This is a genomic window from Nitrosomonas oligotropha, assembly GCF_900106555.1.
GTDB lineage: Bacteria > Pseudomonadota > Gammaproteobacteria > Burkholderiales > Nitrosomonadaceae > Nitrosomonas > Nitrosomonas oligotropha_A.
Map to the genome: position 1 here is coordinate 22912 of NZ_FNOE01000012.1, position 16360 is coordinate 39271.

A 16360-nucleotide genomic window follows, 5' to 3' on the forward strand; every position below is an offset into this window, starting at 1 on the left:
ATCATCTATGCGCCGGGCACAAGTCATACGAAATACGCTGGAAACCCAAATCAGTGTCAATCTGAATTTGGACGGAACCGGTAAATCCACACTCGAAACCGGTGTGCCGTTTCTCGATCATATGCTCGATCAGATCGCGCGTCATGGCATGATCGATCTCGCCATTGCCGCAAAAGGCGACTTGCATATCGATGCCCATCATACCGTTGAAGATATCGGCATCACTTTGGGTCAGGCATTTGCCAAAGCGGTGGGCGATAAAAAAGGATTGCGCCGCTATGGTCATGCTTACGTGCCATTGGATGAAGCACTATCGCGCGTGGTCATAGACTTATCCGGACGCCCGGGTCTGGTCTTCAATGTCGCTTTCACGCGCGCGCGCATCGGTGATTTTGATGTCGATCTGTTTCATGAATTCTTCCAGGGCCTTACGAATCACGCTTTGATGACGCTGCATATCGACAATTTATCCGGCAGAAATGCCCATCACCAGGCCGAAACTGTCTTTAAAGCATTCGGGCGTGCCTTGCGCATGGCGATCGAGCACGATCCCGCGGCAGCCGGGATTATTCCATCCACCAAAGGTACTTTGTAAGTCACTTTGCCTCTATACATCACGGTATGACTGATATCGCAATTGTTGATTATGGAATGGGAAACTTACGTTCCGTCCATAAAGCGCTTGAACATGTGGCACCAACGGTCTCAACAACGGTCACCAGCGACCCTGACATCGTTCGCAAAGCCAATCGGGTCGTGGTGCCTGGACAAGGCGCCATGCGTAACTGTATCGATGAGCTGGAAACCCGCGGATTGCGCGAGGCCGTCATCGAAGCCGCTAAGCACAAACCATTTCTTGGCATCTGCCTGGGTCTGCAAATGCTGTTCGAAGAAAGCGAGGAAGGAAATGTCAAAGGCTTAAACATTCTGCCCGGGAAAGTCGTGCGTTTTCCCGCTTCGGCCATGACAAACGCGGACGGGCAAAAACTTAAAGTGCCGCATATGGGCTGGAATCAAGTTTACCAGGCAATCAAGCATCCTTTATGGGAAGGCATTGCGGCGGATGCGCGTTTTTATTTCGTGCACAGCTATTATGTCGCAACACCCGATACGGCATTGATCGCGGCACAAAGCCATTATCCTTTCCCATTTACTTGCGCCGTTGCAAAAGATAACATTTTCGCGGTACAGTTCCATCCGGAAAAGAGTCAACTGGCAGGATTAACCCTGTTAAGTAACTTTGCCAAATGGACACCGCACTTCTAAAACCAAAAGTAGTAAACTGACTCTGTAATCAACTATCAATTCTGATTAAGCTATGCTGATTATTCCTGCAATAGATCTTAAAGATGGACATTGTGTCCGGCTAAAACAAGGGGTTATGGAAGATGCCACGGTATTTTCCGAAAACCCAGGCGAAATGGCGGCGCACTGGTTGAATCAAGGCGCGCGCAGATTGCATTTGGTCGATTTAAACGGCGCATTTGCCGGAAAACCGAGAAATGAAGCTGCGATTCGTGAAATTGTCGACGCCCTGGGTGACCAAATTCCGATTCAATTGGGCGGCGGCATTCGCGATCTCGATACGATTGAGCGTTATCTCGATGATGGCATCACGTACATCATTATCGGTACCGCAGCCATTAAAATTCCCGGATTCCTGCAAGATGCCTGCAATGCATTTCCAGGACAGATCATGGTCGGATTGGATGCCAAGGAAGGCAAAGTGGCGGTCGACGGCTGGTCCAAGATCACCGGGCATGATGTCATCGATCTGGCGAAGAAATTTGAAAGCTATGGCGTAGAGGCGGTTATCTACACGGATATCGGCAGAGATGGCATGCTGAACGGCATCAACATCACTGCTACCGTTGAACTGGCCAGACAGCTCACCATACCGGTCATTGCCAGCGGCGGTATCACCAACATCAATGATATCCACAAATTGTGCGAAATCGAATCGGAAGGCATCATGGGTGCCATTACCGGGCGCGCTATTTACGAAGGCTCGCTGGATTTCAGGGAAGCGCAGGTATTAGCGGACAAGCTCAGCAAAGATAACTGCATCTCCTGATACTGATCCACTGACAGTCGCTATCGCACACATTATCTCCTTCTCATTTTCACAACCGGCTTTAAAATCCGATGAGCCTCGCTAAACGTATCATTCCATGCCTGGACGTAACCAATGGGCGTGTGGTTAAAGGTGTAAACTTCGTTGAACTGCGCGACGCGGGAGATCCGGTGGAAATCTCGCGCCGCTATGATGAGCAAGGCGCGGACGAACTCACTTTTCTCGACATCACCGCCAGCTCGGATAACCGCGATCTGATTCTGCACATCATTGAAGCTGTAGCAACACAAGTATTCATTCCGTTAACAGTTGGTGGCGGTGTACGCCAAGTGGCGGATGTACGCCGTTTGCTCAATGCCGGTGCCGACAAAGTCAGTATCAATACGTCAGCTGTTCTGAATCCGCAACTGGTCGCCGACGCATCCGATCATTACGGTTCGCAATGTATTGTGGTGGCAATCGATGCCAAACAGGTCAATCCACCCGGCACCACGCCGCGCTGGGAAGTTTTCACCCATGGCGGACGTAAAGCAACCGGTATTGATGCCATTGAGTGGGCCATCAAAATGCAGTCGTTTGGTGCTGGTGAAATTTTACTCACCAGCATGGACAGGGATGGCACACGGAATGGTTTTGATCTTGCTTTGACACGTGCGATATCGGATGCGATCGATATCCCGGTCATCGCCAGCGGCGGAGTTGGCAATCTGGATCATCTGGTCGACGGTATCTTGCAAGGACATGCGGATGCTGTATTGGCCGCTAGTATCTTTCACTATGGTGAATTTACCGTGCAGCAGGCCAAGCAGTATATGGCGCAGCATGGCATCGAAGTGCGGTTATAATGCTAGAATTACTGGTAAAAATCATAACTGAACGGAAGTATCGCTGAATGTATGCCCCCTGATACTTGGCTTAGCAAAATTAACTGGTCGGAAGACGGATTGATACCGGTGATCGCCCAAGAAGCGGATAGCGGTAAAATTCTCATGGTTGCCTGGATGAATCGCGACGCACTCAAACTGACCGTAGAAAAACGTGAAGCCGTATACTGGTCACGCTCGCGTAAAAAACTGTGGCACAAGGGCGAAGAATCCGGTCACACACAAAAAGTGAAAGAGATTTATTTGGATTGCGACCAAGACGTGCTGCTCCTGATGGTCGAACAGACGGGCGGAATTGCCTGTCATACCGGGCGTCACAGCTGTTTCTTCCAGAAATTGGAAGGTGCTGAATGGGTTACCGTAGCCCCCGTTATCAAAGATCCGGACGAAATTTACACTCAATGACCGATATCAATATTCTTCGCCGCCTGGCGGAAACCATCGAAGCACGCAAATCAGCCGACGCGAACAGCTCATACGTCGCAAAACTGTTGCATGGCGGACAGGACAAGATACTCAAGAAAATCGCGGAAGAGTCTGCCGAAACGTTGATGGCGTCCAAAGATGGCAATACCGATCAGGTGGTTTATGAAACCGCCGATTTATGGTTTCATTGCCTGATATTGCTCGCGCACCACGGACTGACGCCGGACGATGTGTTGCGAGAGCTGGAAAGACGCGAAGGCGTTTCCGGCATTGTAGAAAAAGCCTCTCGAAAATCGGATTAGCCATGGATAACTGCATATTCTGCAAAATCGCACGCAAAGAAATCCCATCCAATGCAGTCTACGAAGATGATGATATTCTCGCGTTTCACGATATCAATCCGGCCGCGCCGGTGCATTTCTTGTTGATCCCGAAGCTTCACATCGATTCACTCGCTGAGGTGCAAGATAATCATCAGGATTTACTGGGGAAAATGCTATTATTAGCGCCTAAACTGGCGAAAGCGCAAGGCTGCGAAGATGGTTTCCGCACGATTATCAATACCGGACGGGCAGGCGGACAAGAGGTATTTCATATCCATTTCCACATCATCGGCGGCCGGGAACGTCTGCCTGGGATGATTCACCACGGCTAGGCCAGCACTGTTCCATCTCACAGGAGAAAGTCATGGGTACATTTAGCATCTGGCATTGGATTATCGTGCTGGTTATTGTTGTACTGGTATTTGGCACAAAAAAACTGCGCAACCTCGGTAGCGATCTGGGCGGAGCGCTGAAAGGGTTCAAGGAAGGCATGAAAGAATCGGAAACCGATACTGCTTCAGCCCGCGCAAATCCAGCCAATGAAACTGTGATTGAAGTGACGGCAAGCAAGGAATCGGCCGCGAATACCTTCAAGGAGAATAACACGCAACCGTCTGCCGGCACAGCCAATGCGGCGCATAGTGCGGCAGCAGACGCTGAAATCAAGGAAAAATCGCACACCAGGACTTAGGAAGCTTCTTTCCGCAGGAGAATCCGGTCATGCTTACATCAATCGTTTCACCACTTTGAATTCGGTCTACGCAACAACATGTTTGATATCAGTTTTATGGAGTTGCTGGTTATCTCGATCGTGGCACTGATCGTCATCGGACCCGAGCGTCTGCCCGCCGTGGCGCGCACAGTAGGCCATCTATACGGCCGCTGCCGCAACTTCGTTTATGCCATCAGAACCGATATTCATAACGAAATGCGCATGGAGGAGCTGAAAAAAATGCAGTCCTCGGTGCAGGAGACGGTGCAATCGATCGAAGACTCGGTACACGAAGGCGTTGATCGACTGAAAACAACGATGACCGATGCAAAACCCGAAGACAGCCCATCCCTTGGTTCGTTACCGCCACAGTCCAGTCAAGAGCCACAAACAATGGTCTCTAGCAACGATGAAACCGCACAACATGGTTCCGGTCAGGAAAGAAAGTAGCCGTTTAGCGCGGACTACAAGGTGTTTATCGATGCCGATTCAACATAACCAGCACTACCGCGATTACCATGCTTGAAGGCTCATTCCTGTCGCATTTAGTGGAATTGCGCGTCCGGATGATCCGCATCCTGGCGGTTCTTATGCTTGGATTCCTGCCCTGCGCTTTCTATGCACGTGAACTGTATACCTTGCTGGCGCAACCGCTACTGGAGAAACTGCCGCAAGGCGGGCAAATGATTGCCACCGATGTGGCGACACCCTTCTTTGTGCCGATGCAAGTCGCGATGATGATGGCTTTTGTCATTACACTGCCGCACACGCTATATCAAATTTGGGCTTTTGTCGCACCCGGGCTTTATTCGCATGAAAAACGCCTGGCCCTGCCGCTGGTCTTCGGCAGCAGCTTGTTGTTCTTTTGCGGCATGTCGTTCGCTTACTTCGCCGCATTGCCGCTGGTGTTTGAGTTCATTACCTATTTCGCGCCGGAAGGTGTCGCGGTAATGACCGATATCAGCAAATATCTGAGTTTTGTTTTATCGATGTTTATCGCTTTCGGCGTCACTTTTGAAGTACCAGTGTTTGTCATCATATTGGTTAGAACAGGCATCATTACCATTGAGAAACTGAAGGAAATCCGCCCGTATGTGATTGTCGGCGCATTCATCATCGCCGCCATTTTCACCCCGCCCGACGTAGTCTCGCAGTTTATGCTGGCGGTGCCTTTATGCCTTCTGTACGAACTCGGTATATTCATTGCCGCATTGATGATCAAAAAGCAGCAGCAAGTAGATGCAACGGATATAACACCCGCTAAGCAGGATGCTTCAGCACAAAAAGATGTGCCGGAAAAAACCGACTGACCGGATCCGCACGAGGAATCCATCAAACCCGGCGGAAATCGCTATAATGAAACCAACGCCATTCATCCCGATCTAAAAAATTCGTTACAGCAATTGACTGCAAGGAGATTCGCGATGTTGACTAGCCGTTCCGTTTTGAATGCCATAAAAGGGTTGATAGGATCAACCATCATTTTTAGTGTCTGTGTTCCGGCTATTGCACTCGCACAATCAACCGCTACGGAGCAAAATCATCCGCAGTTGCAGTCCCAGCATCTGACCACCCAACCGCCGGAAACTTCGCCTGATATCAACCGGCCGCTCAGAACCATTCATCGCATTGGCACCGCCATTGGCGCACCCCGCAACAGCGTTAGTATCAAAAGCACCGATGCCGGCGTCATACCCCGGCAGCCATCAACAACAGGGTGTATCAACTGCGGCGTTATCAATTCCATCAATAGAATCGGACAAGGTCCCGGCCTGAATGCCATTGCAGGCGCGATCGTCGCCGGAACTGTCGCCCGGGAGGTTATCCGCCAGAATCCGTATCCGCTCGGCACAAACTATCCTGGTGTCATGGATGGCGTTCATGCGGAAAACACACCGCAGCCGCACGATCAATATCAGGTCGGCATCACTATGAACGATGGCAGGCAAGCTATCATCGCGCTCCCGGATGCGGCGAATTTCCATCAAGGCGATCGGGTCAGGCTGGTTGATGGCGTGCTGGTGCCTGACCGCCAGTAACGTTACTCATCCAGCATCCATTGGAAAATACTTGTGAATTCCCCATCCCTCAAACACATTGAACTACCGGTTGAAGGCATGACATGCGCAGCCTGTGCCGCGCGTATCGAAAAAAACCTGAACAAGCTGCCGGGTGTGGAAGCCGCCGTCAATTTCGCCAATGAAAAAGCGCATGTGAATTTCGACGCAAATCAAGTAAACACGGAAACGCTGATTCGGGCCATCGAGAAAGCCGGTTTTCACATTGCACCGCGTACCGTGCAACTGCAACTGCACAAAATGACTTGCGCCGCTTGCGCCGGTCATATCGAAAAAGCGCTGAACAAGTTGCCCGGCGTCACGGCGACTGTGAATATCGCAACCGAAACCGCTAAGGTCAGTTTCATGCCGGGCGAAGTAACGACCGGTCATTTGATTGAAGCCGTCATCAATGCCGGATATGACGCCACTGAAATCAGCGAATCCGGTCATGCTGAAGAAAAAGCGCGGCGGCGTGCCGCTTACCAGGCTGAATTGCGGTTATTCTGGATTTCAGCAACGCTCACACTACCGCTGGTGCTGCAAATGGGCGCCATGTTTACCGGTCACGACATGGACATGCTGCCGCGCTGGCTGCAATGGGCGCTGGCTACACCGGTGCAATTCTGGATCGGGCGCCGTTTCTACACCGGCGCATGGCATTCCCTGCGAGGCGGCGGCGCCAATATGGATGTGCTGGTAGCGTTAGGCACCAGCATGGCGTATTTCTTCAGTGCCGCAGTCACCGTATTTACATTGGATCAGCATGTTTATTTTGAAGCCAGCGCGGCCATCATCACGCTTGTTTTACTCGGCAAATTGATGGAAGCGCGCGCCAAAGGAAAAACTTCCGCGGCGATCGAAGCTTTGATCAGGCTGCAACCTAAAACAGCCCGTATCGAACGCAATGGTGAAATTTTCGAAGTACCGGCCAGCAGCCTGCAAGTGAACGATATTTTTATCGTGCGCCCGGGTGAAAATTTGCCGGTCGACGGCATCGTCATTGAAGGCGCATCGAGTGTCAACGAATCCATGCTGACCGGTGAAAGCCTTCCCGTCAGCAAGCAAGCCGGTGCCAAAGTGTTTGCCGCCACGCTGAATCAGCAAGGTTTGCTCAAATGCCGCGCCACCAGTGTGGGTGCGCATACGCAGCTCGCCGCGATTATCCATCTGGTCGAAGAAGCGCAAGGCTCGAAAGCGCCCATCCAACGCATGGCGGATACGATTTCGGGAATTTTCGTTCCGGTCGTCGTGATCATCAGCATCCTGACTCTGGGAATCACTTGGTGGCTTACGCACGAATTTGTCACCGCACTGATCAACGCCGTTGCCGTACTAGTCATCGCTTGTCCGTGCGCATTGGGACTCGCCACACCGACCGCCATCATGGTCGGCACCGGACGCGGCGCGCAAGCCGGGGTGCTGGTGAAAAATGCAGCGGCTTTGGAACACGCGGAAAAAATCCAAACGCTGATTGTCGACAAAACCGGCACATTGACCGAAGGGCAACCGGAGGTCACCGATATTGTTCCGGCGGAATCATTGAGTGCACAAGAACTGCTGCACATCGCCGCTTCCCTGGAACAAGGATCCGAACACCCGCTGGCGCGGGCGGTTCTGGATCGCGCACAGAAACAACAGTTATCGCTGCAAGCCATTGAAGATTTTTCGGCCATTGCCGGCAGCGGCATCACCGCTCGCATGAATGGCATCCAGTACCTGCTCGGTTCGCCCAAATTTTTGACACAGCACGATATCGCTGTGAATGAGGAACAAATCACGGCGTTGCAAGCAGAAGGAAAAACCGTAATCGGTGTGGCATCCACGGCTGGCAATGTACCTCAGCTGCTCGGCTACCTGGCCATCGCGGACCGCCTGCGGGATACATCCATCAAAGCAATCAAACAACTGCAATCCATGGGCATTGAAGTGATCATGTTAACCGGTGATAACGCCGTGACTGCGGCAGCGATTGCCAAACGTACCGGCATTACACAATACCATGCCGAAGTTTTGCCACAGGATAAAGCGGCTGAAGTGTTAAAAATGAAAAACAGCGGCCAGTTTACCGCGATGGTCGGTGACGGTATCAACGATGCGCCAGCCTTAGCTGCCGCGGATGTCAGTTTCGCCATTGGCGCCGGTTCGGATGTCGCGATTGAAGCGGCTGATATCACTTTGATACGCAATGACCTCATGAGCGTTGCCGACGCCATTTCCTTATCGCGTGCTACACTCAAGAAAATCCGCCAGAATTTGTTCTTTGCTTTTGTTTACAATATCCTGGGCATCCCCTTAGCCGCAATGGGCATGCTCAACCCGGTCATCGCCGGTGCCGCCATGGCCATGAGTTCGGTATCGGTTGTCAGTAATTCATTGTTACTAAAACGCTGGCAAGCCAATCATTAAAAATAAAATCATTGTTAGGGAGTCGCCGTAATGCAAACCGCTACTATTAAAATAAAAGGTATGACCTGTATGGGCTGTGTCAATAGCATCAAAAATGTCCTCAGGAATGTGCCGGGAATCGCTCAACTGGAAGTTACGCTTGATCCCGCGCAAGCCATCATTCAATTCGATCCTGAAAACACCAGTCTGAATCAACTCAAAGAAACTATTATTGATGCCGGATTTGATGTCGTGGATTAAAAATAATCAATCCGCATCCTGCTGCAAACTATTAGAGATCTTTCATAAGTACTAGGATTATAGTAAAATTCCTACCATTGTTGTAGGATATTTCTTCTATTTCATATTCCAAATACTTATTGCTTTATCCCAATAACTATAACAAAACGGGATTTTATGAAAGTAGTTATCGAACCAATACGGTTTGGTTCAATGCCCCCCGCTATAAATGGAGCGGCGAGTATTGATGGTGCCGCCATTGCACCGGTGCGTTCATCAAGCCTATTGAGCGCAAACAATATGTGCAGCTATATTGAGAATTCTGTACGTATCCAGCAAGTTACGCCGGAACATTCCCGGCACCCCATCCAGTCACGGCGAATACGGCCATGACGCACAAACAAGTAATCAATGACGCAGCACAAAAGATTTTATCTTTAGTCGATCTGATTATTATTGTCACCGACGAAGAAGGCATCATTCTCGAGGCCAATCGTAGTGCTTGCGAATTATTTTGTTATACCACGGAAGAATTGGCCGGCATGCCGGTACATCTCCTGTTACCACCGCGGTACCGCGAGCGGCATATTGATGCACTGAAACAATTTATCTCCGGCGGCGAAACACACCGCCGCATGGGTCAACGCGATTCAGTCATCGGCTATCGCAAGGATGGCGCGTTGATCGAGCTCGAAGCAGGAATCGCCAAATTTCATAGCGGCGGCCAATGGATATTGGTAGTCAACATGCTCGATATCACGCAGCGTAAGCAGCAAGTGCAGGAATTAATCCGGCAATCGACACATGATGCGCTGACCGGGTTACCCAACCGCAAATTGATCCATGAACGGCTAAATAACGCGCTGCAACGCTCCATGCGAAACAAACTGAATGTCGCGTTACTGTTTATTGATCTGGATGGTTTCAAACTGATCAATGATACCTACGGTCACATAACCGGCGATGAGGTATTAAAAATAATCGCTGACCGTTTGTTGGCTCAAATCCGCCCTGACGACACCGTAGGCAGACTATCCGGCGATGAATTCATCGTATTATGCGAACAAATTGAAAAACCGGAATTAATTGCAAATTTAGCAACGCGCATTAATGATGCTTTGAAGGAAAACATCACCTGCCAGGATCCGAGTCTGTCGATAACGGCAAGTATCGGCATAATTATCGGCCATGGCCAGCAATACTCAGCAGACGAAATGATGCGCTCGGCGGATACGGCTATGTACGAGATGAAACAAAAAGGCCGGGGTGGATGGCAATTCTTTAATGATCAGTTGCAAAAAAAAGCGCATCAGAAAAATTCAATCGGCCAAGGATTGCGGCGAGCACTTGAACACAACGAGCTTTCGGCAGTTTACCAGCCGATCATTTCACCAGATACCGAGCAAATCGTCGGCGCAGAATTGCTGCTGCGCTGGAATTTGAATGGAAAATCCATATCGCCGGAAATTTTCATCCCGGTTGCAGAAATGAACGGAATGGTTTTTTCCATCGGCGATTGGGTTTTTCGTGAAGGTTGCAAAGCACAAGCGGATTGGCAACGGCGTTGGAAGGATCAGGCGCCCTACGTATCGATCAATCTATCAGCCCGGCAGCTCAACCATAAGCAATTACTAAATAGTTTTTCGGCTATCCTGCAAGAAACGGGGGCCAATCCCGCCGGGATTGTGGTTGAGTTAACCGAAGCCGCGCTAATGCCGGATGTTGAATCGAATTCAATAATCTTTCATCAGCTGGCAGATCTCGGTCTACAAATTGCCATCGATGATTTTGGCACTGGATACTCTTCGTTATCGCAATTGATTCAGTTGCCCATCAACTTATTAAAAATCAGCAAGTCGTTCGTTGACGATTTAGAAAGCCGACATGAAAAACAAGTGCTGATTCGCACAATCATTGGATTGGGACATTCTTTAGGACTGAAGCTGATTGTGGAGGGTGTTGAAACCGAGGTACAACTGGCGGAGCTGAAACAGTATGGCTGCGATTTTATACAGGGTTATTTCTTCTATCTACCCATGCATGAACAGGACTTCATTCGAGAAATGAACCATCAAGCTTCCAAAGGGTAAAAACCCACAGTATGAGGTTAAGACTGAGGAAATCTATACAATCAACAATTACTTAACTGGCACGGAATATAGCAATCTTGCATAGGCCGTTACAACACACACTCATTTCATCGACTGCAATAAAAAATACCCATCTACCGGATTCTCCGTCAGATGGGTATTTTTTGGGAATAATTGACTGACTCTGCCCTATTTGTCACTTACTGTGATGGGATAAGTTTTTAGTAAAACTCAAACCTTAAAAGGACATTAGCGAGTATTTCAGCCTAGAATACGCCGTAAATAATTGCCCCGATAACGAGGAAAACAGCTGTTGAAATGAAGAATAATCTTAAAACTTGCGCATCTGTTTCTCTTCTGTTGATTTCGGCCATAACAATCTCCTTTGATTAAGAATTAAAACCGATCAGTGACCGGCCCCTCCATATACGATTACAAAACTTTATAACCGTTTTACTTTATCTCTGTTCCTTAGATTCACTGTGACAGCAATCCTTTCTTTACAGAACCGAGTAAACTATTCGCAATCATCTTGCACCATTAAGATCACTGCGTGCGCAAATTCTAACTCACATTTAACAACAATGAAAGTATTGAAATCGAGTATGCTCTACTTTTACTATAAGAATCCATGCAATCCGGCAAAATATCGCGCGCGCTAACTGCTGATTCACCCTGTGTTTTCAGGCTATTTCGATTCATTGAATCAATATTTTCCGGGATAAAAATCATTTTCATAATGCCAAAGGTTTCACGTAGCCGGTTAACTCAAGATAGCCCTTTCCGGCGGACTGATTGTCCTTGGTCAGCGTTACCGCACCTTCCCAGTAAACCGAACCGGTGGATTGACGCGAATCCAGTTCCTGATCATCCAGCAAGGGCGTAAGCCGCCATTCGATCTCGCCGGTGCGGATATGCATTGCAACCGGATAAACCGCCTCCGTATGCGGCGATTGCCAAGTGCGAATCGGGGTGAATTCGACTTGCTCCGGTTCAAACAATCGCATATTACCGGAAGGATCGCGCAGTGCCGCATACGCCCATACCTTGCCTCCGCCTTTACGGCGTATTTGAAAAGCCATCAACGCTGAACCATCGTCCAGATTAGCGCCCGTCCAATCCCAGCCATCTGCTTCCGGATCCAGATAGGCGGTTGACCACTCATGATCCAGCCAGGCGCGGCCACTCACCGCAACCGGCTTGTTATCGCGGAAGACAGTGCCGGTCACACTTAAATGCGGCTCGCTGTAGTAATAACTCGCTTGTTCCGGTTTCGGGCCCTTGCGCGAGAAACCGTTTTGATCTTGCAACATCGCCATTTGCGCCGGGGTCAGCGTTAAGCGCAAACCGATATCGCTGCCTTGCATCTCCACCTGATAACGCCCATCCTCCTCGCGTACCAGCGTCCAATCGTCCAGTTTCACATCGGTATTGCCTTCTTTGGCATAAGCCAGATTGAAACCTTCCCGCAACGACTTTTCTTCGTGCATCAGCTTACCCGCGGCGGGATCGGATAACGCCAAATGCGCGATGATCAAATACTTCGCCGCAAACTGGCTGGGATTATCTTGATTGTGGCCGGTCGCATAACGGAAAAAGGTAACCTGAAACCCCAATGGCTTCTTATCTTCAGTCTCCAGCCAGCCGGTGATGTACCACCATTCGATGCGGAAATCCTGATGCGCGCCGTAATCCTGCGGAAAAACAAATTTATAACCGGGCGTAACCGGTTTTAACCGATCCGATTCAGCCAGTGCTGCTGTTCCCAATAAACTAAGAAACAGCAGCACCAAGGCGATCACAACGCTTGCGCCGCCACACTCGTTTTGCTTCATTACCAATCCTCCCGCACCGCACGTATCACTTCGCCGGAAATCGCCCGCCGCCCGGCCAGCAATGCCGTCAATGCGGCTGCAACCAGCATGATCACCGCAATCATTGCGAGCCAATTCCACGGCAGATGCAGCTGCATGGTCCAATGGAACGATTGCGGGTTGACGATAAAAACCAGAATCAGGCTGATGCTCCACCCCAATAGAAAACCTAGCACCATGCCGAGCGCGGTCAATAAACCACCTTCCGCCGCCAGCATTACCAGAATCTGCCGGCGCATCACGCCGATATGCCGCAGCATGCCGAATTCCTTAACACGCGCCAGTGTCTGCGCGGAAAAACTCGCTGCCACACCAAGCAAACCAATCACCACCGCGACCAATTCCAGCAAATACGTCACCGCAAAGCTGCGGTCAAAAATCTCCAGGCTTAACGCGCGCATATCGCTCGATCTCGATATCTCCAACGCGGCACCGAACGGCAGTTGGCGCAATCCGGCAGTAGCCGCATCCGAGCTTGTCCCCGGTTGCAACCAGAGGGCCACGGTATTGACACCCAAATCGCCGGTTAACGCTTGATAATCTGCCAATTGCATCTGAATCGCGCCAAATTGACGGCCATAGTCGCGCCATACCCCGGCAACCAAAAATTCGTTCGATGCCGTGCCGATCGGCAACGTTACTCGCTCCCCTACCCGGTAACCATATAGGTCGACCATCGCTTCCGACACCCAGATCGGCATGACATTTTCCGGCAACGATTCCGAAGCGATCATGTCATCTGTCAGTGGCAATGTATTGCGTGCATCCGCTTTATCGACAGGACGAGCGAACAGCGTGATTTCCGGCCGATTGACATCGAGTGTCAATTGCTGGGTGCGGAAAAAATCCACCCGGTCGAAACCGGGCAGATCGGCGATCGCCTTTTGCGCATCCGTTTGCAAATCGCCGCTGGCTGCGGCGCGCACATATAAATCAGCCGGTAACACGCGCCCCAGCCAGTTATCGATCGAGATACGAAAGCTCGTCACCATGATCGCCATCGCGACCATCAGGCTGAAACTCGCCAATATGCCACCCAGCGCAATGGCGGCCTGATTCGGCGCATTCGCCAAGCGCGCCAATGCCAGCGTAGACACAGCACCGCTTTGATGGCGCTGCCATTTAGCCAGCGCTGCTGAAAAGAACCCTGCAGTCAAGCGCGGCATTAACGCAATGCCGCCGATTAACAGCAATACAATGGCCAGATAACCGAAAATCGGCAGCTCGAAAACCGGTGGCAATTGTGTAAACAATGCCGCGACTGACAAACAGATCAGCGCAAACCACGGTGGGGACAATTTCGCCATCGCCGTATCTTCACTGCCGGAGCGCAATGCCAATGCCGGTTTGGCCCGCGCCGCTTCCAATGCCGGGATGATGCTCCCCAGCAGCGTCACGCCCAAGCCCACTGCGAAAAAAATCCCAGCATCCCAGGGATCGAAATGAATGCCCGGTTTAACACCCGGAAAGAAATTAGTGCCCAAATCGCCACCCAGCAACCGGATCGCCAGCACCGCAACCGCATAACCCAGCGCCAATCCCAACAACGAACCGCTCACCCCCAGAATCCCGCCTTCGGTCATGATCTGCCGCAACAATTGCTGCCGCGTAAAACCCAGCACGCGCAGCAACGCGAATTGCTGCCGCCGCCGGATGACCGACAGCACTTGCGTGGAAAAAACCAGAAAGGTACCGGTAAACAGCGCCACCAGCGCCAGCATGTTCAAATTGATGCGATACGCGCGCGACATATTGGCAATGCGCTTTTCCTGATCGACCGCCTCGGTCACCCAATACGCTTCGCCTAACTCTTCCGCCAGTTTGGCTTTAAATGCCGCATGATTGACGCCATCGCGCAGTTTCAGCTCGATGCGCGACAACACGCCAAGCTGCTGAAAGCGCCACTGCGCCGCGCCAATATCCATCACCGCAATGCGCTGCCCTGCTCTGGCGCGCACCAAGCCACCCGCCACACGCAACGTAACTGCTTGCAATCCGGCATTCAATTGCAGCGAATCGCCTTGTTCAACCTGTAACCACTCCATTGCCGCAGGTGAAAGAAAAATCGCATCGTCCGCCAACCGGTCCAGCGTTTTCCCTTCTTCAACCAATCCGAGCAGATCAGGTGAAATCCGCATCGCCCGGAACATGTCGATGCCGATGATTTTCAGTTTGTGATCGTTTCTGTTTTGCTGCTTACCGGGTATCGCCACATCGAATTCCAGCACCGGATTCGCCACTGCGACACCGTCATGCTGCGCCAGCACCGGGTATAACGCTTCGTCAAAAAAGGCCTTACGCCCGCGCACCTGCAAATCCGATTGCCCGGACAAACTTTTACTGGCTGCGGAAAATTCATTGAATGCCGCGGTATTGATCAGATGAATGGAAAACGCCATGGCCACGCCGATCGCGATGGCGATCAGCGCTACGGTCACTTGCACCAGGTGCGCGCGCCACTCGCCAAACAGCAGCCAGCGCGATAACGTCGCCGTGTTCATACGCGTTCGCCGGGTTTAGCTGGATGCAAGCCATCCTTGGTCAGATCCAGCACCCGGTCCGCTGTCGCCGCGGCGGCATGCGAATGCGTCACGAGAATGCCGGTAGCGCCATTGGCTTTGATTTCGGTGCGCATCAATTGGAGAATTTCATGCGCCGTATCGGGATCGAGGTTACCGGTCGGTTCGTCCGCCAGCACCAATTTGGGCCGATGCACCAGCGCCCGTGCAATCGCCACGCGTTGCAGCTCCCCGCCGGACAACTGACGGGGAAAATGATGCCCGCGATCGTGCAATCCCACATCCGCCAGCATCTGTGTCACGCGCTCCGTTGGCGCACCGTTCAGCAATAGCGGCAAGGCAATGTTCTGCGACACGGTCAGGTGTGGCAACACATGAAACGCCTGAAAAATAAACCCGAATTGCTCGCGCCGCAATCGCGTCGCCGCGTCGTCGTCCAGCGATGAAATCGCCACACCATTAATGCGGATCTCACCCGAATCCGGCGTATCCAATCCGGCGATCAGATTCAGCAAGGTCGACTTACCCACACCCGACTCACCCATGATCGCGACGTACTCGCCCGCTTCCAGCGTATAACTTAAACCGGTCAGCACTTTCCGCCCTTCGGCATACGCTTTGTTGACATTCATTAACTCAAGCATTCGCACCGCCACCACACAAAATTTTCATCTAACCCTCTTCGCGTAAAAATGGCACAATGCTTCAATCAGCACGCCAATCTGTGCTTAAATGTATCACGTACGAACAATTATTTTTGATAAATACAGGAG

The 16360-nt window shown here is 51.1% G+C and carries 16 protein-coding genes and 1 pseudogene; 14 read left to right on the top strand and 3 right to left on the bottom strand.

From position 1 onward, the window contains the following. The first annotated feature begins 7 nt into the window (after positions 1-7). From hisB to BLU57_RS08260, 14 genes and pseudogenes are all read left to right on the top strand, one after another. Positions 8-595 carry an imidazoleglycerol-phosphate dehydratase HisB gene (hisB, locus tag BLU57_RS08195; protein ID WP_090319018.1) on the top strand — a complete coding sequence of 196 codons (588 nt, stop codon included), beginning with the start codon at positions 8-10 and terminating at the stop codon, positions 593-595. 26 nt (positions 596-621) lie between these two features. Next, on the top strand, positions 622-1266 hold the full coding sequence (gene hisH, locus BLU57_RS08200) for an imidazole glycerol phosphate synthase subunit HisH (RefSeq protein ID WP_090319021.1): 645 nt from the start codon (positions 622-624) through the stop codon (positions 1264-1266). A 52-nt stretch (positions 1267-1318) separates the two neighbouring features. Further along, on the top strand, positions 1319-2074 hold the full coding sequence (gene hisA / locus BLU57_RS08205) for a 1-(5-phosphoribosyl)-5-[(5-phosphoribosylamino)methylideneamino]imidazole-4-carboxamide isomerase (RefSeq protein WP_090319024.1): 756 nt from the start codon (positions 1319-1321) through the stop codon (positions 2072-2074). A gap of 71 nt (positions 2075-2145) precedes the next feature. Continuing rightward, positions 2146-2919, top strand: a complete 774-nt coding sequence (gene hisF, locus BLU57_RS08210) for an imidazole glycerol phosphate synthase subunit HisF (RefSeq protein WP_090319027.1) — start codon at positions 2146-2148, stop codon at positions 2917-2919. Positions 2920-2970: 51 nt separating this feature from the next. Continuing rightward, positions 2971-3363, top strand: coding sequence for a phosphoribosyl-AMP cyclohydrolase (hisI, locus tag BLU57_RS08215; protein WP_090319029.1), 393 nt, complete (start codon positions 2971-2973; stop codon positions 3361-3363). Further along, a complete protein-coding gene (locus BLU57_RS08220) occupies positions 3360-3686 on the top strand; it encodes a phosphoribosyl-ATP diphosphatase (protein WP_090319032.1) in 327 nt (108 codons plus the stop codon). Before hisI ends, BLU57_RS08220 begins: the two co-directional genes overlap by 4 nt. Before the next feature lie 2 nt (positions 3687-3688). Continuing rightward, complete coding sequence (locus BLU57_RS08225) at positions 3689-4039, top strand: histidine triad nucleotide-binding protein (RefSeq protein WP_090319035.1); 351 nt, start codon at positions 3689-3691, stop codon at positions 4037-4039. Positions 4040-4071: 32 nt separating this feature from the next. Then, positions 4072-4230 (top strand): annotated as a pseudogene (tatA, locus tag BLU57_RS08230) (Sec-independent protein translocase subunit TatA); the annotation flags it as partial. 264 nt (positions 4231-4494) lie between these two features. Next, a complete protein-coding gene (tatB, locus tag BLU57_RS08235) occupies positions 4495-4869 on the top strand; it encodes a Sec-independent protein translocase protein TatB (RefSeq protein ID WP_371113157.1) in 375 nt (124 codons plus the stop codon). A 68-nt stretch (positions 4870-4937) separates the two neighbouring features. After that, entirely contained in the window at positions 4938-5729 is a 792-nt protein-coding gene (gene tatC, locus BLU57_RS08240) for a twin-arginine translocase subunit TatC (RefSeq protein ID WP_090319043.1), read from the top strand. A gap of 114 nt (positions 5730-5843) precedes the next feature. Continuing rightward, the gene (locus tag BLU57_RS08245; RefSeq protein WP_090319046.1) at positions 5844-6458 is read left to right on the top strand and encodes a hypothetical protein; all 615 of its coding nucleotides are present in this window, start codon (positions 5844-5846) and stop codon (positions 6456-6458) included. Between the two features lie 33 nt (positions 6459-6491). Further along, positions 6492-8885, top strand: coding sequence for a heavy metal translocating P-type ATPase (locus BLU57_RS08250; protein ID WP_090319050.1), 2394 nt, complete (start codon positions 6492-6494; stop codon positions 8883-8885). Between the two features lie 30 nt (positions 8886-8915). Further along, positions 8916-9125, top strand: a complete 210-nt coding sequence (locus tag BLU57_RS08255) for a heavy-metal-associated domain-containing protein (protein WP_090319053.1) — start codon at positions 8916-8918, stop codon at positions 9123-9125. Positions 9126-9493: 368 nt separating this feature from the next. Beyond that, positions 9494-11194: a putative bifunctional diguanylate cyclase/phosphodiesterase gene (locus BLU57_RS08260; protein WP_090319055.1), complete on the top strand. Its 1701-nt coding sequence runs from the start codon at positions 9494-9496 to the stop codon at positions 11192-11194. 734 nt (positions 11195-11928) lie between these two features. Here the strand turns inward: BLU57_RS08260 and BLU57_RS08265 are convergent. The 3 genes from BLU57_RS08265 to BLU57_RS08275 are packed head-to-tail and all read right to left on the bottom strand — an operon-like array spanning position 11929 to position 16231. Beyond that, positions 11929-13029: a lipocalin-like domain-containing protein gene (locus tag BLU57_RS08265; protein ID WP_090319057.1), complete on the bottom strand. Its 1101-nt coding sequence runs from the start codon at positions 13027-13029 to the stop codon at positions 11929-11931. Then, positions 13029-15569 (bottom strand): FtsX-like permease family protein, encoded by a 2541-nt coding sequence (locus tag BLU57_RS08270; protein WP_090319060.1) that lies wholly within the window; start codon positions 15567-15569, stop codon positions 13029-13031. The genes BLU57_RS08265 and BLU57_RS08270 overlap by 1 nt, the downstream gene beginning before the upstream one ends. Continuing rightward, positions 15566-16231 (bottom strand): ABC transporter ATP-binding protein, encoded by a 666-nt coding sequence (locus BLU57_RS08275; RefSeq protein ID WP_090319063.1) that lies wholly within the window; start codon positions 16229-16231, stop codon positions 15566-15568. The genes BLU57_RS08270 and BLU57_RS08275 overlap by 4 nt, the downstream gene beginning before the upstream one ends. Positions 16232-16360 lie beyond the last annotated feature (129 nt).